This window comes from Arthrobacter sp. Soil_C_49, assembly GCF_057656635.1.
In genome coordinates, this window is sequence record NZ_JBDGJZ010000016.1 from 14,240 (window position 1) to 34,931 (window position 20,692).

Sequence of the window (20,692 nt, forward strand, 5' to 3'; positions counted from 1 at the left end):
GCCAAGCTCAATCACCGGCGGTTGCGCGCGCCTGCCGGACTACTTCGCCCCAGGACTGCCGGGCGAGTTCCTGGACGGCTGCGAGGATTTCTGACGGCGGCCGGGACAGGTCGAGCGGGAACTCGACAATGTCGATATCCGTATTCAGGATGCGCCGCAGTTTGACCTCGCCCGCGCCGGCGTAAACCAGCCAGGCCGTAGGCACGGCCAGCGCGGTGCAGTGCGCCAGCATCTGGTAATGGTCGGCGGTCAAGGAGGCTCCGAGGTCCGAAGCAGCCTTGTACTTGGTGTTGTACACCACCACTGGCCGTCCGCCCAGCAGGTGAACGGCGTCCGGCCGCACGGACAACCGGTCCGCGTCCCGCACGGCCTCGCTCAAAAGCGCGTTGTACTGAAGCCGCAGCTCCCCAGGATAGGAAGCCATGGCCTGGCGCAGCGCCTTGCCCACGAAGTCCTCAAACACCTGCGCCATGTCCACCACGAAGGACGCGGTCTGCTGTTGGCCTTCGCCGGCTTCTGCGGAGGCGTTCCGCAGGATGAGCTCCGCCAGGCGAAGGACGGCGTGGTAGCGGACATTCATCCGGGTGGCCGTCCACGGCGGCAGCGGAGCGCCGGCTGGAAGGCGGGTGACGGCGTCGAGCTTCCCCTTGAGCTGGCGCAGCCGGCTCAGCACGTCGGGGCGGACCCCTGGCACCTGGCCCATACGCTCCAGCGCCGCCCGCAGGATCCGGTTTTCGGCGATGTCCTCGCTGAACTCGTCGTAAGACACCTCGAGGGGCACCAGCATGCCGGGCCGCCGGGAGATCTGGTCCGAGATCCGGATGCGGCCCTTGACGGTGCGCAGTGACTCGTCCACGGTGCGGTATCCCTGCAGCACACCGCGCCCCAGAGCCCGCTCAGCCAGCTGAACGAGGGATTCAGCCAGGGCGCTCCAAAGTTCCCCGTCCTCGAGGGCGGCCACGGAATCGGGGCGGAAACCCTGTTCGCCGGCATAGCTGAGCAGGAACAGGAGCCGGCTGAGCCCCAGCCGGTCCTTGGGCCTGACGTCCAGCTGCACCGTGGGAGTCCGCACCGAACCCACCTTGCCCACGGGCTCAATCCGGTAAAGCCCCATGCCCATCGGTGACGCGTTGGCCAGGCCGCTGGAATTCAGGAACGAAGCGCTCGCCGGGTCCAGCCGTTCCACGATGCCGCGGGACAGTTCATCCAGCACCAGGTGCCGGACGGAAGCACGTGGGTCAGCGGCCCGCAAGGCGTTCCAGCAGCCGGTCCAGCCCGAAGCGCTCCTCGAGCTGTGCCCGGGTCAGCTGGCCGTGGTAGTGCTCTTCGAGCAGGGGCATCAGCTCGTATTTCCAGATCCGGCGCAGCCCGGCGGGAGTCTGGGCGGCCGGTTTCATGAAGTAGGACGGGCCGATCATCAAGTCCCGGTCCCACTCGTCGATGGCCCCGTTCAGGGCATCCAGCAGCAGCGCCGGGGTGGTATCCAGCTGGCGGGCCTCAAGGAACCGCAGCAGCGAGCCCTTCACCGGTTCGGTCTGCGGGTGCAGTTCGATGAAGGCGAACCGGCGACGGATGGCCGCATCCATCATGGCAATGGAGCGGTCTGCGGTGTTCATGGTCCCGATGATGTACAGGTTGTCCGGCAGCGTAAACGGCTCGTTGGGGCTGTACTGAAGGTAGATCCGGTCATCGCGGTACTCCAGCAGGAAATACAGCTCGCCGAACACCTTGGCGAGGTTGGCGCGGTTCATCTCGTCGATGATCAGGAAGTACGGCTTTTTCTCGTTGCCGGGCTTGGCCGCTTCCTCCGCCAGGCGGCGCAGGGGCCCGGCGACGAGCTTGAAGGACACCTGGCCCTCGTCCGTCTTGTCCGGCCGGTAGCCCTCGAAGAAATCCTCGTAGGCATACGACGGGTGGAACTGGACCAGTTTGACCCGCTCGTCCGTGGTGTCGTCCGCGAGTTCGGCCGCGAGGTGCTTGGCCAGGTAGGTTTTGCCGGTGCCGGGCGGGCCGTACAGGACCAGCTGCCGGTTCTCCTCCAGCAGCTCCGCAATTTCCTGAAGCGGTTCGAGTTCCATATGCAGCGAGTCGGCGAACTCGCGGGTCAGCGGGCGGAAGCCTTCCTGGACGGGAGGGACGACGGCGGTTGCTTCAGCGTCGCCGTCGGGCTCGTTTTCCGCTTCGGCGGGCAGCAGGCCCTGCAGGGCCTGGACCACGCGGGTCACGTCGACGACGATGCCCGGGGTGGCCAGCTGCCGCTGGACATGCCGGGGCAGGCTGGTGGTGGTGTGGCCTTCGTCGAACCAGCGGACTTTACGGCGCAGCCGCCGGTTGTCCTCGTTGTGTTCGGGCTCGCCGAGCACCCCGCCCAGGCGTACAGTTCCGGCGTGCTGGTAGAGCACCAGGTCCCCGGGTTTCATCACGGTTAAGAAAGCAAAAACGGCGGTTTTGGTGTCCTCGCGTTCCACGTAGCCCAGGTGCTTATAGTCCTCGTCCACGGCGTGCTGGACTACTCCCGCCGTGACGCCGGGGCCCAGCAGGCGGAGATGTTCGACGTCGAGCGTCACCTTCTCCTCGCTCCGCCACGCCGTCAGCAGCTCGGTGTTGTCACTGTGCGTGCGGAGCAGCCAGGCGCGCCGGCCAGGGTCGCCCACCTTGCGCCACTGGCTGACCAGCTGCCGGGCGTACCAGTCGATGCGCTGCCCGGCCTGCTCATCCAGGTGGAGGCGGATGCGGTGGATGTCCGCGGTGATGTCTTCCTCGGCGTCACCCTTGGCGCCGCCCACCAGCGAGGCAAAGGCATCGCGGATCTCCTGGCGCTCCACGTCCGCCACCACGGGTTCAAAGTAGCTGGGCCAGGTGAGGAACTCGATGCTGCGGCGGATGGCCGGCTGGTCCCCCGGTGTAGCTGCAGCGAGCCGGTGGAATTCCAGCGGGTCCTGCAGCGCGGCGGCGATGTCCGCGGTGGTCTGCTGGTCCACGTGCTGCACAAAGCGGCAGAGCCATTTCAGGTGGTCCCAGATGGTCCAGTTGAACTCTGCCGTACGGTCCCGGATCACGCCGTGGTCCGTCAGCCCCTCGTAGAGCTCCTCCGGCAACTCCAGCGGCGGCTCGAGCCAGGAGGCGGCCTCGGCCACGCGCGCACGCTTGACCTTCAGGGACTTCACCTCATGTGCCAGTGGCAGCGACTGCAGGAACAGCAGTTCGACGGCGAGCTGCTTCGCTTCCCGGGATGCGCCGTCGAGGTTCTGCCGAAGGTTGGTCATCATGGGCGCCTTGGGGTCCGGTGTGCCCAGCTCCAGCCTGTCCAGCAACTCCGCTGCGGCCTCCGACGTCCAGGTCATGGTGCGCCCGTCCAGGGCGGACGGCTTGCCGAGGAGTCCGGGGCCAAGGACGAACCACGCCGCATCCTCAATTTCCTTCGAGATACCGAGGGCACGGGTGATGGCAGTCGTGGAGGCGGGGGTCATGGATTCAAATTTACAGGGTGAAGCTGGACGGGCGCTCAGAGTGGACTGGCGCCCGTCCGGTTTCAGGGACTACATCCCTGTTGTTGGCCGCTTCCGGCCGAAGGTGAAGTAGCCCACCGGGCCAATGAAATTAATGAACGAGGCCGCCCGCCAGGCAGCCTTGGGACCATTGATCTGCGACGCCGGGCGCTTTGAGATGTCCCGCTGCGCTGCCACGAGCAGGGACACCTGCGCGATGGCGACCAGTATGGTGCCGGCCTTCGCGGACGGGGACATTTCCTTCCAGGTCTTTTTCTTGGCCATGATCTGCTCCTTGGTGGGGGTTACTAGTTTCTGATGGTGTGCTTTGCTGCGCAATCTTTCCTGCAGGCGCCCGCCGGATGGGCCTCCGGGTCACGCCGTGAACGGTGCCATCCGTTCCTTCTGTTCGGGCGTGAGGCGCTGCACCCGCCCGGTGGCTTCGTCCACAAACGCCAGGTGGCTGCTGGCCTTCACGCAGTCCTCCCCCGTGACGGGGTCCTGGAGCAGGTAGTGGATGTCGAAACTGGCGCCTTTAACGGCACCAATCCACACCTGCACCACAGCCGGGATGTTCCGGTATTCCAACGTCCTGACATAGCGGATCTTGTGGTCCACCACCAGCGCCATGGTGCCCTCGGGGACGTCGTTGAACAGGGAGACGCGCGGTTCCACACCGGGCAGGCCCGCTCCCCTGGGCGGTCCGAACGCCGCGATCCGGGCTTCCTCCAGCATCCGCACGATTTGGACGTTGTTGATGTGCCCGTAGGCGTCCATGTCGCCCCAGCGCATGGGTACCAGCACCTCGATGCGGCTGGCTTCCTTCACCCCGTTCTCCTGCACCCCGTCCTCCTGCACGGGGGCCTCCTGCGCGCTCAGCTGTGCACCGCCGTCGAGTCATCCACCTGGGCTTCCCCGGCGTCGGCGCCCGCGAACTGGGACATGTAGAGCCGGTAGTAGGCGCCCTGGGCGGCAAGGAGGACCTTGTGGTTGCCCTGTTCCACGATCCTGCCGTTTTCCATCACCAGGATGGTGTCGGCATCGCGGATGGTGGAGAGCCGGTGGGCGATCACAAAGCTGGTGCGGTCCGTCCGCAGCGCTGCCATGGCCTTTTGCACCAGCAGTTCTGTGCGGGTGTCAACGGAGCTGGTGGCTTCGTCAAGGATCAACAGCGACGGGTTGGCAACGAACGCGCGGGCGATGGTGATGAGCTGCTTTTCGCCGGCGCTGACGTTGTTGCCTTCCTCGTCGATGACGGTGTCGTAGCCCTCGGGCAGGGCACGGACGAAACGGTCCACGAACGTGGCCTTGGCTGCGGCCATCACCTGCTCTTCCGTCGCGTCAAGGTTGCCGTACCGGATGTTGTCGTAAATGGAGCCGCCGAACAGCCAGGCGTCCTGCAGCACCATGCCCACCTTGGAGCGGAGCTCGGACCGGCTGAGGTGGGTGATGTCCACCCCGTCCAGCGTGATGGAGCCGGAGTTGAGCTCGTAGAAGCGCATCACCAGGTTCACCAGGGTGGTCTTGCCCGCGCCGGTGGGCCCCACGATGGCCACCGTGTTTCCCGGTTCGGCCGTGAAGGACAGGTTCTCGATCAGCTTCTTGTCCTCGGTATAGCTGAACGTGACGTTCTTGAAGTCCACGTGCCCGTCGGTCTTTGGCGGCAGGTGCTCGGTGGCCGTCTCAGCGTCCTGTTCGTCGGCGTCGAGGAACTCGAACACGCGCTCGGAGGACGCAACACCGGACTGGAGCATGTTGGCCATGCCCGCCATCTGGCCCAGCGGCTGGGTGAACTCGCGCGAGTACTGGATGAACGCCGTCGCGTCGCCCAGCGACATGGAGCCCGAAGCGACCCGGAGGCCGCCCACCACGGCGATCCCAACGTAGCTGAGGTAGGACACAAACTGCATCACCGGGAAGATGATGCCGGAGACGAACTGCGCACCGAAGCTGGCCTTGTAGAGTGCCTCGTTGCGTTCCTCGAAGCGCTCCAGCATGTCAGCGTCCCGGCCGAAGACCCGCACGAGGTCGTGCCCGGAGAAGGATTCCTCGATCTGCCCGTTAAGGGAGCCGGTGTTCTTCCACTGGGCGGCGAACAGCTTCTGGCTGCGCACGCCGATCATGCCGGCCGCCACACCGGAGAGCGGCAGGGCGACCAGTGCGATGAGGGCCAGCTGCCACGAGACGATGAACATCATGACCACGATGCCCAACACCGTCAGGACCGAGTTGATCAGCTGCGCGAAAGCCTGCTGGAGTGCCTGCTGGATGTTGTCGACGTCGTTGGTCACCCGGGACAGGACGTCGCCGCGCTGACGGGTGTCGAAGTAGTTCAGCGGCAGCCGGTTGAGTTTCTTCTCGGTATCGTCGCGGAGCCGGCGGATCACCTTCATCACGATGCGGTTCAGCACGTAGCCCTGCAGCCACAGGAAGATGTTGGCCACAAAATACATCAGCAGCACCACGGCGATCAGCGTGGTGAGCTTGTCGAAGTTGATGCCGCTGCCGGGCACCAGCTCCATCCGGGACACCATGTCCGCGAAATTGTCCTGGCCCTGCTGGCGCAGCCCGTCCACGAACTGTTCCTTGCTGGCTCCGGCAGGGAGCTGTTTCCCCACTACACCGGCGAAGATGACATCCATGGCCTGGCCCAAGATCTTGGGGGCGATGACGTTCAGGACCACGGCAACCACCACCATGGCCACCACCACGTAGATGCCCAGCGCCTCCGGCTTCAGCAGCCCCATCAGCCGCTTGGCTGAGGGCCAGAAGTGCTCAGCCTTCTTGGCGGGCATGCCGCCGAACATGTCGCCGTCAGCTTCGGAGGGTTTGTACTCCTCCTCGACGAAGTCGTCGTCCTCCAAAACTTCAGCCGTTGCTCCGGCGTTGGGCTGCTCCTCGGCAGCGGTGTCTTTCACCCCGGTGGAGTCCTTCTTGCGGGCGCTCATGCCATTTCCTCCACGCTCAGCTGGGATTCAACAATTTCCTGGTAGGTGGGTGAGGTTTCCAGGAGTTCCTCGTGTGTTCCGCGGTCCACGATCCGGCCGTTGTCCAGCACCAGGATCTGGTCCGCTTCGGTAATGGTGGAAATCCGCTGGGCCACGATGATGACCGTGGCGTCGGCGGTGGTGCGTTTGAGCGCGGTCCGGAGGCGCGCATCCGTGGCGACGTCCAGCGCTGAGAAGGAGTCGTCAAAAAGGTAGACCCGCGGCGTGGTCACCAGGGCCCGGGCGATGCACAGGCGCTGCCGCTGCCCGCCGGAGACGTTGGTGCCGCCCTGGGAGATGCGGGAGTCCAGCCCGTTCTTTTTCTCCCGGACAAAGTCGGCGCCCTGCGCCACCTCGAGCGCGTCCCAGAGTTCCTGGTCCGTGGCCTCGGTCTTGCCGAAGCGCAGGTTGTGCTCGATGGTGCCGGAGAAAAGGTAGGGCCGCTGCGGCACCAGCGCCACCCGTTTGGTGATCTCGGCGCGGTCCAGCCTGCTGACGGGAACGCCGTCCAGCAGCACCTCGCCCTCAACGGTGTCGTACAGGCGCGGCAGGAGCGAGAGCAGGGACGTTTTTCCCGCACCGGTGGAGCCGATGATGGCGATGGTCTGCCCGGGGCGGGCGGTGAAGCTGACGTTGCTCAGTACCGGCGCTTCGGCGCCCGGGTAGGCAAACGTGACATTCCGATATTCGACGACGCCGGTGAGGGAAGCGGGCGCTTCCGGCCGCTCGGGATCATGGATGGAGGGTTCGACGTCGAGCACCTCGCCAATGCGGTCCGCACACACGGAGGCGCGGGGAATCATCATGGCCATAAAGGTGCCCATCATAACGGCCACCAGGATTTGCAGCAGGTACTGCAGGAACGCCGTCAGGGCCCCCACCTGCATGTCGCCGGAATCGACGCGCTGGCCGCCAAACCACAGCACTGCGGCCGTGGACAGGTGCAGGATCATGCCGATGGCCGGGAACATCAGCACAAAGAGTGAGCCGATCTTCAGCGAGACGTCGGTCAGCTCCTTGTTGGCCTCGCCGAACCGCCCCGTTTCGTACGGTTCGCGGACGAATGCCCGCACCACCCGGATACCGATGATCTGTTCGCGCAGTACGGCGTTGATGCGGTCGATCTTTTTCTGCATGGACCGGAACAGCGGCATCAGCCGGACCACGAGGTATCCCACCACAACGGTCAGCAAAGGCACCGAGACCCAGACGAGCCAGGACAGGTTGATGTCCTCGCGCAGCGCCATGATGATGCCGCCGATGCACATGATGGGGGTGGCCACCATGAAGTTCAGCGCCATCAGCATCAGCATCTGCACCTGCTGGACGTCATTGGTGCCGCGGGTGATCAACGTGGGCGCACCAAAAGCGTTGACGTCCTTGGCCGAGAAGCTGGTGACCTTGCGGAACACTGCCCGCCTGAGGTCCTTGCCAAGCGCCATTGCCGTTTTGGAACCGAAGTAGACACCGGCGATTGCCGTTCCCACCTGGACGAACGCCACCAGCAGCATCACGGCACCGGTGCGCCAGATGAAGTCGGTATCCCCGCGGGACACCCCTTCATCAATGATCTGCGCGTTCAAGCTGGGAAGGTAGAGGGCTGCGATGGTGGACGCCAGCTGGAAGAAGATGACAGCCAGAATGTACGGCGCATACGGTTTTGAATAGCGCCGGATGAGGGTGAGGAGCATGAACCCAACTCTAGTTGTGGCCACCGACAACGCGCCCGCCCGGGAAGCGGAGTTTCCGTGGAATTGATTAATTCTGGTCCGGGCGACACAAAGCCGCCGCCGGGTACCGGTTGATTCCGGTGCCGGCAGCGGCTTGGTGAGGTGCTCTTTGCTGAAGGGTTCAGTCCGAGAGCGCTCAGGCAGGGACCGTTCAGTCCTGCGGCGCGGCGGCGCTGTGCTTGCCGTGACTGGCAATGTAGAGCGCCGCGGCAGCCTGCGACTTCCGTTCCTTGAGGAGCCTGCGCTTGAGCCGGCTGAGCTCAGCGGCCGTCGCAGCCTGCTGGGCCGCCACCTCGCGCTGGGACCGGAGCTGCTCCTGGATATCCAGCACCAGCTTCCCCAGCTCCACCTGCTGCCGGGCCAGCAGGTGCTGGGTGTCCTGGAGCTTCTGGACCGTTTCTGCGGCGGTGGCTGCGGCGGTTGCAGCAGCACTGGTTGCTGCGGTGGCGGTGCCCCTGGCTGCGAAACCCCGGCCCGACGCTCCGGCATTGTCCGCGGATCGCGGATCCTCCAGCCCCGTTCCGCGGCGGGCCTGGTCTGCTTCGAAGTTGAGGGCAAAGGCCTCCTCAAGGTCGTCTGCGGTGAGCACGGCGGAACCCGCTGTCGGCACTGCGGAGGTGCCGCCGTCGTGCGCCTTGTGGCCAGCGCTGCCGGAGCTGGCCGAGCCGATGCCGGTTACTGAACCGGCGTCCCTGCCGGAGACGGCGGCCGATACCCGGGGCAACTGTCCGGTCATGGCCGTTATCCCGGCTTCACCTGCGGCATTGGCTTGCAGAGTGGTTTCGGGAGTGATGTCCACAGTCCGGCGCAACGGCTTTTCCTTGATGAACAGGACGGCAAGCAGGGCAACCACGCTGACCGCGGCGGAGATCATAAAGATGCCCGCAGTGGCGTCACCGTAGGCGGCGCGCATGACGTCGGCCACCGGCGCGGGCAGGTCCTTCAGGTCCAGTGTGGCTCCGCTGTTGCCGGAGGCCTGGATGCCCAGTTTGGTGAGGCCGTCCGTGGCCAGGTCCTTGACGTGGTTGGCCATAACGGCGCCGAGGACTGAGACGCCGATGGCGCCGCCGACGGAGCGGAAGAAGGCAACAGAGGCGCTGGCGGAACCAATGTCCGAAGCCTTGACGGTGTTCTGCACGGCAAGGACCAGGTTCTGCATCAGCATGCCCAGGCCGACGCCGAAGATTGCCGTGTAGAGGCCGGTGAGCCAGAGTTCGGTGGTGTGGTCCATGGTCCCGGCGAGGGCCAGGCCGGCGATCAGCAGGACGGTGCCGCCGATCAGGAAGCGCTTCCATTTGCCATAGCGGCTGATGAGCTGGCCGGACAGCACGGACCCGACCAGGTTGCCGGCGATCATGGGCAGCGTCAGCAGGCCGGCTTCGGTGGGCGTCGCACCGCGGGCTACCTGGTAATACTGGCCCAGGAAGGTGGAGGACCCGAACATGGCGACGCCGACGGCGACGGACGCGACGATGGCCAGGGCCGTGGTGCGCTCCGAGATGATCTTCAGCGGGATGATCGGCTGGGAAACCTTGGATTCAACCAGCACCAGCAGGGCAAGCAGGAGGACGCCGCCGCCCACCATCAGCGCGGACTGCCAGGACCACCAGTCGTAGTAGTCGGCCTTGCCGGCGAAGGAGACCCACACCAGGAGCAGGCTCACGCCGCTGGTCAGCAGGATGGCGCCGAGCCAGTCGATCTTGGCCGGCCGCTTGATGTGCGGAACCTTCAGCGTGACCTGGAGCAGGATCAGGGCCACGACGGCGAGCGGGACGCAGACGAAGAAAGTCCAGCGCCAGCCCAGCGGGCTGTCCACGATGAAGCCGCCCAGCAGCGGGCCGCCGGCAGTGCCGACCGCCATGACCGCACCCATGTAGCCGGAGTACTTGCCGCGTTCGCGGGGCGGGATGATGGAGCCGATGATGGCCTGGGCCAGGGCAGTCAGGCCACCCATGGCGATGCCCTGGATCACGCGGGCGGTCAGCAGGAACGGAATGTTCTCGGAGAAACCGGCCATCACGGAGCCGGCAACAAAGATCACGATGCTCAGCTGGACCAGGACCTTCTTGTCGAAGAGGTCCGCAAGCTTGCCCCAGATGGGTGTGGTGGCCGCGTTGGCCAGCAGGGCCGCGGTGATCACCCAGGCGAAGTCTGTTTGCGTGCCCTTGAGCTCGGACATGATGGTGGGCAGCGCGTTGGCCACGATGGTGCTGCTGAGGATCGCGGTGAAGAAGGCAGCCAACAGGCCGGTGAGAGCCTCCATGATCTGCCGGTGGTTCATGGGGGCGCCCGGTTCGTGGCGTTTGGACTGCCGCGATTCCTGCTTCCCGGTCCGGGCGCGCTCGTGCTGCGCGGTGGCGGTGACGTTAGCCATTAAGTGACTCCTCCAAGGTTTTCTGTTCGCTGGTGGTGCCGGCCGCCGTTGCCCGGGCTGATTTCTTGAGAGATTCGGTGAGCCTGCGGAGGGATCTCGCAGTGTCCCCGGCATCCTCCTCGCTCCAGTCGCGCAGGTAGTCCTGCAGGACCGCGGTGCGCTGTTCCTCGATGTTTCGGAGCTTTTCGGCTCCCAAAGGGGTAAGGGCAACCAGTTGGGCCCGGCCGTCGTCCGGATCCTGCCTGCGGACCACCAGGCCGTGCTCTTCAAGGTCCGCGATGTGGCGGCTGAGGACGGGAGCGCTGACGCCCAGCCGCTCGGCCAGCCGGGTGGCGCGGGTTTCCCCCTCCCCCACGAACCGCAGGACCCCTTGAAGGGCCACTCCCGTCTCCTGCCCGCGGACACTGGCGGTGGCGATGCACCGGACCGCGCGCTGGAGATCGAAGATCTGGTAGACGAGATCCGCTGCCGTATCCGGTGCTACTGCCATTGCTTCCAGGCTCCTTACTTGTTTGCCTGAAGCAACTATATCTTAACTTGGTTGCTTTGGGAACCTAAAGGAGCCGGAAGCAGGAATGCAGAAGGCCCCGGCTCCACCTGGGAGCCGGGACCTTCTTGGGTTATTCAGTAAGCGCAGGCGTTTGTTTGGCCCACTGCTTAATCAGGCAGATGCGTGGGGGCGAACATCTTCAGCAGCGTTTCCACCACGACGACGTTGGGCCCGTCCGCGGCAAAGCCCGCCTTGAGAGCCTCCCCCACATCCTCGGGCGCCACTTTCGTGGCCGGCACGCCAAAGGCTTCGGCGAGTTTTACGAAGTCGGGGCGGGCGAGTTCCGTGGCGGTTGCCTTACCGAAGGCTCCCACCATGTATTCGCGCAGGATGCCGTAGCCGCCGTCGTCCACGATGAGCCAGGTGACCGGCACGTTGTGCTGCTTGGCAGTGGCAAGTTCGGAGATGGAGTACATCGACGAGCCATCGCCGGAAACAGCGAGGACCCGGCCGGGCTTGCCCACGGTTTCCAGGCCAACCGCTCCGCCGATCGCCGCCGGGAACCCGTACCCGAGGCCGCCGGCGCCCTGGGCCGAGTGGAACTGGCCCTCCCGGGCGTCCCAGCAGCTCCAGCCCCAATACGCGGAAATGGTCATGTCCCAGAACGTCTGCATGTCCGCCGGAACGGCTTCGCGGATATCTGCCATGAACTTCAGTTCCTTGGCCAGGTCCTGGGACTCCAGCCGGGCACGGACGTTCGCCAGTGATTCCTGCACCAGGTCCTCGGGGGATGTTCCATGCCAACTGGGCCTGCTGCGGCCGGCCTCAAGCACTTCGTCCAGGGCCGCAAGGGCCTGGCCTGCGTCTGCCCGGATGCCCAGGCCGGGGCGGTTGGACTCGAGGACCCGCGGCTCGGCATCGATCTGGATGATCCGGCCGCGCGGCTCAAATGTGAAGTAGTTGGAGGTGACCTCGCCCAGGGACGAGCCGATAACCACCAGGACGTCCGCGTCCTCGAGCAGATCGGTCATGTGGCGGTCCTCGATCCAGGACTGCAGCGACAGCTCATGGTTCCAGGGGAACGCACCGTTGCCGCCCGGGGTGCAGATCACCGGGGCACGGAGTTTCTCGGCGATGGACAGCAATGACTTCTCGGCCTTGCCCCGACGGGTTCCGCCGCCGGCGATGATCGCCGGACGTTCTGCCGCCTGCAGCCATTTGACCGCTTCGCGGACCAGCTCCACGCGGGGCGGGTTGTCCGCAGCTTCCGCGAGCGCGTCCTCCACCGGCGGCACCATGATCGGATCGAGCAGCACGTTCTGCGGAATCTCGATCCACACCGGCCCCTGCGGCGAGGAGATCGCCTCGGTCCAGGCGTCCTGGATGGCGGACGGAATGCCGGAGGCGTGCTGGATCAGCCGCTGGCTCTTGGTGACGTTCGCTGCGGACGCCTTCTGGTCATCGAGCTGGTGCAGCATGCCCTTGCGCCGGGCGCCGAGGCCTTCGAGCGGGATCTGGCTGGCCACCACCACCATGGGCACGCCGGTGGCGTAGGCCTCCTGCAGTCCGGCCAGGGACGTCAGTGCTCCGGGACCGGTGGAGAGGAAGAGGACTCCCACCTCGCCGGTGGCCCGCGAGTAGCCGTCCGCCGCGAAGGCGGAGTTGTTCTCCACCCGGGAGGACACAAACTGCAGTTTTCCGCGGCCCATCGCGTCAAAGAGCCCCAAGGCGTGCTGCCCGGGAATGCCAAAGACAGTCTTCGCGCCCAGTGCCTCGAGGGTTTCGACGACGAGATCCCCGCCGTTGCGTTGACCCGTGCCTTTCGTTGGGGCTGCTGTCCCGGGATCGAAATCGATCATCCGGCTACTCCTTGCCCGCAGCGGCGAAGCCTGCAGGGCGGCGTGCTTCCTGGCCGAGGGCCTGCGCCGCGTAGCCGGTTTCAGCTCCGAAGCGGTCGCCGGGTTCTGCGTTGTCCGCCATGAGGGTCACCAGTTCGTAGGCGACGTGGCTTGCCGCGACGCCGGTGATTTCGGCGTGATCGTAAGCGGGGGCCACCTCCACCACGTCCGCGCCCACCAGGTTCATGCCGCGGAAGCCCCGGATGATTTCCAGCAGTTCCCGGCTGGTGATGCCGCCGGCTTCCGGGGTGCCGGTGCCGGGAGCGTGGGCGGGATCAAGCACGTCGATGTCCACGGAGATGTACAGGGGGCGGTTGCCGATCCGGTCGCGGACCTTGGCCACGGTTTCGAGAACGCCCTGGTAATAGACGTCCGCGGAGGTGACGATGCCAAACCCAAAGCGGTGGTCGTCGTCGAGATCCTTTTTGCCGTACAGCGGGCCCCGGGTGCCGATGTGGCTGATGGCTTCAGTGTCCAGGATGCCTTCCTCGACGGCTCGGCGGAACGGGGTGCCGTGGGTGTACTCGGCGCCGAAGTAGGTGTCCCAGGTGTCCAGGTGCGCGTCGAAGTGGAGCATGGCGATGGGTCCACCCGCGCGCTCGGCCGCGGCCCGGAGCAGGGGCAGCGCAATGGTGTGGTCTCCGCCCAGTGTCACAAGCTTGCTGCCGGCGGCCGTGAGATCCAGTGCGTTCTGCTGGATGGTTTCGATGGCCTCGTTGATGTTGAACGGGTTGACGGCCATATCCCCGGCGTCGGCCACCTGGACATTCTCGAACGGGCTGACGTCCCACGCAGGGTTGTAGGGACGCAGCAGCCGACTGGCTTCGCGGACGTGGTTGGCGCCGAAGCGGGCTCCCGGGCGGTAGGAGACTCCGGAATCGAAGGGCACGCCCACCACCGTGACGTCGGCCTTGGGCACCTGGTCAAGGCGCGGAAGGCGGGCGTAGGTAGCGGCCCCGGCGTAACGGGGAATACGGGATGAATCGATGGGGCCAAGGTTGCCGTTGGCTTCGATGCGCAGCTCTTCCAATGGAGGCCTCTCCTTCGAGGAGTTGAGGGACTGATGTGACTGCCATCATACACCTCGGTTTTCTAATGCGCATCAACTGTTTACTAGTCCGCTTGGCGCAGCTGTGCGTTCCCGCCCACTTACTGCCGTAAGAGTGCTCGGATCATCCGAGGATCTCACCATCTCGCCGCGCTCAATGCAGTGCGCCACAGAGTAAGCGGGCAGGACCGCACATACTTCAATCCTGGGACTTACCCACATGCGACTGCCCACCTATTCCCCTGCGGCAGCCGCGAGCATCAGATGGCGGCAGGGAGATTCTCGACTACCTGAAGCGGGCTGGTGGAGTGGCCCGCTCGGCACAACTTCTGGACGCCGGATTTTCACGCCGGGACCTGCTCACTTCAAGCCGCCCCGGTTCGGCGGCCTGCGCGGAAGCGCGCGGCAGCATCAAGGAGCCGCCGGAAGCAACCGGGCAGGAACGTACACCCCTGAAGAGAAACTACCGGCTCGCGGCGGGAACCAGGACCCAGAGAACCTCAACGGGCTTGTCGGTCGGGTTGACCCAGGTATGCGGCTCGCGGCCGGGGAAGGTCACGGTGTCCCCTGTGTTCAGGTCATACTGCTCATTAGTGAGGATCAGCCGGATGCTGCCCTTGATGACGTGCAGCACGTCAACGTCGCAGTCCACCGCATAGAGCTCGGACTCGCCGCGGCCGTGCGGCTCGATGCAGGCCTGGATGATCTGGATCCGGCGCTCCGAACGCGCCGTCAGGAGCCGCTCCACGATCCCCTGGCCGCCGAGCGAGATCCGCGGCCCGTCGTTGCGCTTGGTGAGGTGGGTCTCCGGCGCGGCGAACAGGTCTCCGATGGAAATCGACAGGACCTGGCAGAGCGTCACAAGCGAGGCCACGGAGGGAGACGTCAGATCCCGTTCCACCCGGCTGAGGAACCCTTTGGTGAGCCCGGTGGCGTCGGCAACCTGCTCGATGGTGAGCCGCTGGGACTGCCGTGCCGCCCGGATCCTGGACCCAATGGCAACGGGCACGTTGCTTGGCTCGACTGGCAGTGCCTTCATCTGCGTACCTTTCATGGCCGGCAGTCCGGCCCCGACTCTGGAGCAATACTAATGGCCAGCCGCTTCTGTGACGCCTCCGTGGCGGGCGTGGCTCCGGGCACCAGTTTCCCCTTGACTGTTACCACGATCACAGCCTACTCTTTGGAAAACATCTGTTGCCTATCGGGCAATAATCGAGAATCCACTCTCATCCCCCCGCCCATGAGCAGCGGCTTCCGCAATTCCCCCAATTCCGGAGGCCACCCCGGCTGCCCCACCGCTCCAAGGAGTCCAACGTGGACGCACGTGTCATTAACATCGCCATTGTGGTGGTGTACCTACTCGCAATGCTCGCCTTCGGCTGGTGGGGCAAGTCCCGCACCAGGAACAACAGCGACTTCCTGGTGGCCGGCCGCCGCCTCGGCCCCTTCCTCTACACAGGCACCATGGCCGCCGTCGTCCTCGGTGGAGCCTCCACCGTCGGCGGCGTGGGCCTCGGCTACAAGTTCGGCATCTCCGGCATGTGGCTGGTGGTGGCCATCGGCGCCGGCGTGCTGCTGCTGAGCCTGCTCTTCGCCGGAACCATCCAAAAGTTGAAGATCTACACCGTCTCGCAAATGCTCACGCTGCGGTACGGCAGCCGGGCCACGGAGGCCTCGGGTATCGTGATGCTCGCGTACACCCTGATGCTGTGCGCCACGTCCACCGGCGCATACGCCACCATCTTTGTGGTGCTGTTCGGCTGGGACCGGGCCATCGCCATCGCAGTGGGCGGCGCGATCGTGCTGGTCTACTCAACCATCGGCGGCATGTGGTCCATCACCCTGGCGGACCAGGTGCAGTTCGTCATCAAGACCGTGGGCATCTTCTTCCTGATGCTCCCCTTCACCCTGAACGCTGCGGGCGGCATCGACGGCATCCGCAGCCGCGTGGATGAGAGCTTCTTCCAGATCGACGGCATCGGCCTGCAGACCATCATCACCTACTTCGTTGTCTACACGCTGGGCCTGCTCATCGGCCAGGACATCTGGCAGCGGGTCTTCACGGCCAAGACGTCCGGAGTAGCCCGCTGGGGCGGAGCCACGGCCGGCATCTACTGCATCCTCTACGGTGTTGCCGGCGCCCTGATCGGCATGGCTGCCAGCGTTGCCCTCTCCGATATCAAGATTGCCGCCAAGGACGATGTCTACGCCGAAGTGGCCCAGAACCTGCTGCCCCTGGGCATCGGCGGGCTGGTACTCGCGGCAGCCGTGGCCGCGATGATGTCCACCGCATCCGGCGCCCTGATCGCCGCCGCAACCGTGGCCCGCGCCGACGTCCTGCCGTTCGTGGCCAGCTGGTTCGGCAAGGACATCAACACCGAGGACAGCGACAACCCCGAGCACGACGTCAAAGCCAACCGCATCTGGGTCCTGGTCCTGGGTACCATCGCCATCGTCATCGCCATCATCACCAAGGACGTGGTCGCCGCCCTGACCATCGCCTACGACATCCTGGTGGGCGGACTCCTCGTGGCCATCCTCGGCGGCCTGGTGTGGAAGCGCGGCACAGGCGCGGCTGCCGCAGCTTCCATGGCCGTGGGCTCGGTGGTGACGCTGGGCACCATGATCATCCTGGAAATCAACGCCAAAGCACCCCTGGACGGCATTTACGCGAACGAGCCCATCTACTACGGCCTGCTGGCCTCGGCCGCGGTGTACGTGGCCGTTTCCCTGCTGACAAAGCCCACCGACCCGCTGGTCATGCGCAACTGGCAGCGCCGCGTCGCGGGACAGGCATCCGAAGAGGCACCGGAGGCAGTCCCCACGGCGCAGTAGCGCCGCCGGCCTCAAGGACACGCACGACGGCGGCACCTCCTTTCGCTTTCCAGCGAAGGAAGGTGCCGCCGTCGTCTTTTCTATTCAGTCTCGCGGACCTCGTCATCATCCAGCGGGACCACCCGGTCCTCGGCGTCGATGACGACAGGAGGTGCCTGGACCACGGGTTCTTCCGCGTCCAGGAATTCATCCTCGGTGTCCCAGTCTTCGTCGGCGACCGGGGCATCCTCGGCGTAGTCGTAAGCAGGATCGGCTTCGACGGAATCCAGGTGGGGCATGTCCGGGTGCTGTCCGGTGGTGTTCATTGTGCAACCTCCGTTTGTTCGTACCTGACGTGCTCTTTTTGGCGGGTGCCGGCGGGCGCCACACTTTCATCACAGCACCGCCCGCTGCCATGGTCAAGGGTGCGTTATCCGCTGCACGGGCCGCCAAAACAGGCGCGATTTTGAGGCCTACCGAAACTCCGGAGTGAGGGACGCCGGCCGAAAAACCGCGGAATTCCGCGGTAAGCTGGCGGAGCAATGGGGCCACATCATGCCCTATCCAGCCCAGGAGTTTTCCGTGTCGCAGCACGCCCATCCTCATCAGCACGCTTCCGCAAAACGCGAGTCCCAGCCCCCGGCGGCGGACATCCGCCGCTGGCGCCAGTACTTGGCCGACGAACGCGCAGAGGCCGCGGTCTACCGGGACCTGGCTCAAAACCGGCAGGGCGAAGAGCGGGAGATCCTGCTGGCGCTGGCCGAAGCAGAAGGCCGGCACGAGGACCACTGGCTCCGGCTCCTGGGTGAGCATGCAGGCAAGCCCCGTCCGGCATCCATCCGCAGCCAGCTGCTGGGTTTCCTGGCCCGGCACTTCGGCTCGGTCTTCGTTCTGGCCCTGGCCCAGCGCGCGGAAGGCCGCTCCCCCTACGCCAAGGACCCCAACGCCACTGAAGCGATGGCCGCCGACGAGCAGATCCACGAGGAAGTGGTCCGGGGGCTCGCGACGCGTGGACGCAACCGCCTGGCCGGCACGTTCCGCGCCGCCGTCTTCGGTGCAAATGACGGCCTGGTCAGCAACCTCTCCCTGGTGATGGGCATGGCGGCGTCCGGCGTGGCCAGCAGCGTGGTGCTGCTCAGCGGCATCGCCGGCCTTCTTGCCGGGGCAATGTCCATGGGCGCCGGGGAATTCATCTCCGTCCGATCCCAGCGTGAGCTCCTTGCCGCCACCCGCCCCACCCAGATCACCCTGGCCGCTGCACCCAAACTGGACCTCGAGCACAACGAACTGCTGCTGGTTTACCTGGCCAGGGGAATGTCCCAGGAAGCCGCGCAGCACCGCGTTGCCGAGCGTATGGGCCTGCTGTCCTGCGACTGCGATCCCAGCCTGTCCCTGCAGCCCGAAATCCCCGACGCCGAAGACCAGCACGAGGCCGTGGGCACTGCCTGGGGTGCGGCCCTGTCCAGCTTCTGCTTTTTTGCCTCCGGCGCCATCGTGCCCATCCTGCCGTTCCTGTTTGGCCTGACCGGCGTCACCGCACTGGTGTTTGCCGGGGTGCTGGTGGGCCTTGCCCTGCTGGTCACGGGCGGCATCGTTGGCCTGCTTTCCGGGACGTCTCCCCTGACCCGGGGGTTGCGCCAGCTGGGCATCGGGCTGGGCGCCGCCGCGGTCACCTACCTGCTGGGGCTCGTTTTCGGCACTGTTGTTGGCTAGCGAAGCTGTCTTTGGCAGTAGGCTCCATAAACAGTAAGGCTCACTGAGCAGATTGGGGGCAGTAGTGGAGGACCAGCCGCAGCGCCATGCGGGACGGCGGGCGCACCCTGGAAGCTCCCGCGGCGCCCTTCGCTTTGTGCTCACGGGTGCGTTGTTCTCCGCTGCCCTCTTCGGCGCCGCCCTGGCGCTGGACGATCCGAGGGTCACGGACATCCTGGATATCCGCCTGGGACCGGGCGGCCAGCAGGAGGAGCCGCAGGCATCCGCCGGCGAGGCCGTATCAAACGCGCCGGCAGAGGCGCGGACTGAAGCTCCGCCGGCGGGGCTGGAGGAGGCAGAAGCACCCTTGGGTGCGCCCGTGCCTCCCGCGGTGGGAAGCGACTCGTACAAGTTCCTGGCCGTCAACGGCGACGGCAGTCCCGTGGGCTACTCCCCGTGCCGGCCGCTGCACTACGTGGTCAACGATGACCTGGCCCCGGCAGGTGCGCAGCAGCTGGTGTCCGACGCCATCACCGCAATTTCCGCAGCCACCGGCATCACGTTTGTCTACGACGGCACGTCCAGCGAGCAGCCGTCGCCGCAACGGGCGCCGTACCAGCCTGAGGCCTACGGCGAGCGCTGGGCGCCGCTGCTCATCGCGTGGACCACTCCCGAAGTTGCGCCGCAACTCAAGGGCAAGGTGATCGGCACCGGCGGCAGCACGCACTACAGCTACGACGACGGCGCCAAGACTTTTGTGACGGGCGGCCTGGACCTGGACGCCCCGCAGATCGAGGCCGAGCTCCTGAACCCCGACGGGCACCTCTACGCTACCGCCGTGATCCTGCACGAACTCAGCCACGTCATGGGCCTGGACCACGTGGAGGATCCCACCCAGCTGATGTATCCGGAGATCGGCACTCCCCAGGGGCTCTCCGACGGGGACCTGAACGGCCTGTATGAGTTGAGCAAGGCGCAGTGCCGGAAGGACCTGTAACCCTTTCGTGCCCGTCAGCCTCGCAGGACAGCTGCGGCGTCCTGCACTGAGTCAACCAGGAAAATCCAGTCTTGCATGGACCGCCCCGCCGCCAGGCTGCGGAGCATGGGCCACGCCGGGTACTGGTGCTCCCAGTGATGTTTGCCCACAAGCACCATCGGAGTGATTTTTGCGTCCGCCGCGTAGTAGTTCTCGCAGGCATCCTGGAAGATCTCCTGGACGGTTCCCGCGGCGCCGGGCAGGAACACGATGCCGCCGTGGCATAGCTCCAGCAGGATAGCCTCGCGGATGGCGTTGGCGAAGTACTTGGCGATGTGCGTGGCGAAGTAGTTGGGCGGTTCGTGGCCGTAGAACCAGGTGGGGATTCCCAGCGATGCGGTACCGCCTGGATAGCGCTCGACGACGGCAGCCGCCGCGCGTGCCCACCCGGACACCGAGGGCCGGAAGCCGGGGACGGAGGCGAGGGTCTGCAGCGCACCCGGCAACGCGCCATCGTCGGCCTCGCTGAGGTAGGCGCCAAGGTTGGCGGCTTCCATGGCACCGGGCCCACCGCCCGTGGCCACCACATGCCCGTCCCGCGCCAGCAACTGCCCCAGCAGTGCCGCCTGGGCGTAGTCGGTGCTGCCCCGCTGGGCAGCGTGTCCGCCCATCACGCCCACCATTTTCCGGCCCGCCCATGCATCCGAGCGGTGCAGCTCGTCCAGGGCATCACCAATGGCGTGGTCGTGCAGGGCCGAGGCGAGCGTGGCATCGAGCCGGTGCCGCAGCCCTGGCTGGATGCTCCACTGGTAGATCCGGGCGTCGGGCAGTTCCTCGTATGGGGAGCCGGCGAGGCCGGCGTACAGCTCCTGGGGCGAGTACAGGCCGGCCCGGTAAGGGTTGAAGGGTACGCCCTCCAGGCGGGGGAAGATCAGGGCGCCCCGGCGCCGGAGTGCGTCCTCCATCCCTTCGTCAAACAGGCAGCCCAGGAAGATGGCACCCTCAACGCGGATCCGGTTCAAGGCCTCAGAGCGTCCCCGGAGATCAAGGGACTGGGCGTGCCAGCCGTCCATCTCCCCGGCTCCGGCGCGGACCAGCCGGTCGAAGCTGGCCAGGTCTTCAACATCCAGGCTGCGGGGGCTGGGCCCGAGTTTTCCGGAGAGATTCACGGCCGCCCCTTGATGGTGCTCATCCA

16 protein-coding genes are annotated in these 20,692 nt (G+C 65.9%); 3 read left to right on the forward strand and 13 right to left on the reverse strand.

Going from position 1 to position 20,692, the window contains the following annotated elements; genetic code table 11:
- Positions 1-7: 7 nt before the first annotated feature.
- From AC3A4Z_RS19750 to AC3A4Z_RS19800, 11 genes are all read right to left on the reverse strand, one after another.
- Complete coding sequence (locus AC3A4Z_RS19750; RefSeq protein WP_498713601.1) at positions 8-1,252, reverse strand: 5-methylcytosine restriction system specificity protein McrC; 1,245 nt, start codon at positions 1,250-1,252, stop codon at positions 8-10.
- A complete protein-coding gene (locus AC3A4Z_RS19755; protein WP_498713603.1) occupies positions 1,239-3,470 on the reverse strand; it encodes an McrB family protein in 2,232 nt (743 codons plus the stop codon). Before AC3A4Z_RS19755 ends, AC3A4Z_RS19750 begins: the two co-directional genes overlap by 14 nt.
- A gap of 69 nt (positions 3,471-3,539) precedes the next feature.
- The gene (locus tag AC3A4Z_RS19760; protein WP_493972130.1) at positions 3,540-3,773 is read right to left on the reverse strand and encodes a PLDc N-terminal domain-containing protein; all 234 of its coding nucleotides are present in this window, start codon (positions 3,771-3,773) and stop codon (positions 3,540-3,542) included.
- A 90-nt stretch (positions 3,774-3,863) separates the two neighbouring features.
- Positions 3,864-4,280 (reverse strand): acyl-CoA thioesterase, encoded by a 417-nt coding sequence (locus AC3A4Z_RS19765; RefSeq protein ID WP_050056280.1) that lies wholly within the window; start codon positions 4,278-4,280, stop codon positions 3,864-3,866.
- 83 nt (positions 4,281-4,363) lie between these two features.
- Positions 4,364-6,436, reverse strand: a complete 2,073-nt coding sequence (locus tag AC3A4Z_RS19770; protein WP_498713605.1) for an ABC transporter ATP-binding protein — start codon at positions 6,434-6,436, stop codon at positions 4,364-4,366.
- Positions 6,433-8,166, reverse strand: a complete 1,734-nt coding sequence (locus AC3A4Z_RS19775; protein ID WP_498713607.1) for an ABC transporter ATP-binding protein — start codon at positions 8,164-8,166, stop codon at positions 6,433-6,435. The genes AC3A4Z_RS19770 and AC3A4Z_RS19775 overlap by 4 nt, the downstream gene beginning before the upstream one ends.
- A gap of 190 nt (positions 8,167-8,356) precedes the next feature.
- Positions 8,357-10,579: an MDR family MFS transporter gene (locus AC3A4Z_RS19780; protein WP_498713609.1), complete on the reverse strand. Its 2,223-nt coding sequence runs from the start codon at positions 10,577-10,579 to the stop codon at positions 8,357-8,359.
- Complete coding sequence (locus AC3A4Z_RS19785; RefSeq protein ID WP_498713611.1) at positions 10,572-11,069, reverse strand: MarR family winged helix-turn-helix transcriptional regulator; 498 nt, start codon at positions 11,067-11,069, stop codon at positions 10,572-10,574. Before AC3A4Z_RS19785 ends, AC3A4Z_RS19780 begins: the two co-directional genes overlap by 8 nt.
- A 167-nt stretch (positions 11,070-11,236) precedes the next feature.
- On the reverse strand, positions 11,237-12,928 hold the full coding sequence (locus AC3A4Z_RS19790; RefSeq protein WP_498713613.1) for a thiamine pyrophosphate-binding protein: 1,692 nt from the start codon (positions 12,926-12,928) through the stop codon (positions 11,237-11,239).
- Between the two features lie 4 nt (positions 12,929-12,932).
- Positions 12,933-13,997 carry an agmatinase gene (gene speB, locus AC3A4Z_RS19795; protein WP_498713615.1) on the reverse strand — a complete coding sequence of 355 codons (1,065 nt, stop codon included), beginning with the start codon at positions 13,995-13,997 and terminating at the stop codon, positions 12,933-12,935.
- A gap of 481 nt (positions 13,998-14,478) precedes the next feature.
- Positions 14,479-15,054, reverse strand: coding sequence for a helix-turn-helix domain-containing protein (locus tag AC3A4Z_RS19800; protein ID WP_050056198.1), 576 nt, complete (start codon positions 15,052-15,054; stop codon positions 14,479-14,481).
- Positions 15,055-15,329: 275 nt separating this feature from the next.
- Between AC3A4Z_RS19800 and AC3A4Z_RS19805 the strand changes: the two genes are divergently transcribed.
- On the forward strand, positions 15,330-16,850 hold the full coding sequence (locus AC3A4Z_RS19805; RefSeq protein ID WP_498713617.1) for a sodium:solute symporter family protein: 1,521 nt from the start codon (positions 15,330-15,332) through the stop codon (positions 16,848-16,850).
- An 80-nt stretch (positions 16,851-16,930) separates the two neighbouring features.
- On the opposite strand, the gene AC3A4Z_RS19810 is transcribed toward AC3A4Z_RS19805, so the two are convergent.
- Entirely contained in the window at positions 16,931-17,155 is a 225-nt protein-coding gene (locus AC3A4Z_RS19810) for a hypothetical protein (protein WP_493972121.1), read from the reverse strand.
- Positions 17,156-17,384: 229 nt separating this feature from the next.
- On the opposite strand from AC3A4Z_RS19810, the gene AC3A4Z_RS19815 reads away from it, so the two are divergent.
- On the forward strand, positions 17,385-18,542 hold the full coding sequence (locus AC3A4Z_RS19815) for a VIT1/CCC1 transporter family protein (RefSeq protein WP_498713620.1): 1,158 nt from the start codon (positions 17,385-17,387) through the stop codon (positions 18,540-18,542).
- Positions 18,543-18,594: 52 nt separating this feature from the next.
- Positions 18,595-19,518 carry a matrixin family metalloprotease gene (locus AC3A4Z_RS19820; protein ID WP_498713622.1) on the forward strand — a complete coding sequence of 308 codons (924 nt, stop codon included), beginning with the start codon at positions 18,595-18,597 and terminating at the stop codon, positions 19,516-19,518.
- A 14-nt stretch (positions 19,519-19,532) separates the two neighbouring features.
- Here AC3A4Z_RS19820 and AC3A4Z_RS19825 read toward each other — a convergent pair whose 3' ends face one another.
- On the reverse strand, positions 19,533-20,666 hold the full coding sequence (locus tag AC3A4Z_RS19825) for an LOG family protein (protein WP_498713624.1): 1,134 nt from the start codon (positions 20,664-20,666) through the stop codon (positions 19,533-19,535).
- Between the last annotated feature and the right edge of the window lie 26 nt (positions 20,667-20,692).

Excerpts from the sequence above, each read along its gene's own strand:
- AC3A4Z_RS19755 (WP_498713603.1), bottom strand. The coding sequence starts at position 3,470 with ATGACCCCCGCCTCCACGACTGCCATCACCCGTGCCCTCGGTATCTCG.
- AC3A4Z_RS19760 (WP_493972130.1), bottom strand. The coding sequence starts at position 3,773 with ATGGCCAAGAAAAAGACCTGGAAGGAAATGTCCCCGTCCGCGAAGGCC.
- AC3A4Z_RS19765 (WP_050056280.1), bottom strand. The coding sequence starts at position 4,280 with ATGCGCTGGGGCGACATGGACGCCTACGGGCACATCAACAACGTCCAA.
- AC3A4Z_RS19770 (WP_498713605.1), bottom strand. The coding sequence starts at position 6,436 with ATGAGCGCCCGCAAGAAGGACTCCACCGGGGTGAAAGACACCGCTGCC.
- AC3A4Z_RS19775 (WP_498713607.1), bottom strand. The coding sequence starts at position 8,166 with ATGCTCCTCACCCTCATCCGGCGCTATTCAAAACCGTATGCGCCGTAC.
- AC3A4Z_RS19780 (WP_498713609.1), bottom strand. The coding sequence starts at position 10,579 with ATGGCTAACGTCACCGCCACCGCGCAGCACGAGCGCGCCCGGACCGGG.
- AC3A4Z_RS19785 (WP_498713611.1), bottom strand. The coding sequence starts at position 11,069 with ATGGCAGTAGCACCGGATACGGCAGCGGATCTCGTCTACCAGATCTTC.
- AC3A4Z_RS19790 (WP_498713613.1), bottom strand. The coding sequence starts at position 12,928 with ATGATCGATTTCGATCCCGGGACAGCAGCCCCAACGAAAGGCACGGGT.
- AC3A4Z_RS19800 (WP_050056198.1), bottom strand. The coding sequence starts at position 15,054 with ATGAAGGCACTGCCAGTCGAGCCAAGCAACGTGCCCGTTGCCATTGGG.
- AC3A4Z_RS19810 (WP_493972121.1), bottom strand. The coding sequence starts at position 17,155 with ATGAACACCACCGGACAGCACCCGGACATGCCCCACCTGGATTCCGTC.
- AC3A4Z_RS19815 (WP_498713620.1), top strand. The coding sequence starts at position 17,385 with ATGCCCTATCCAGCCCAGGAGTTTTCCGTGTCGCAGCACGCCCATCCT.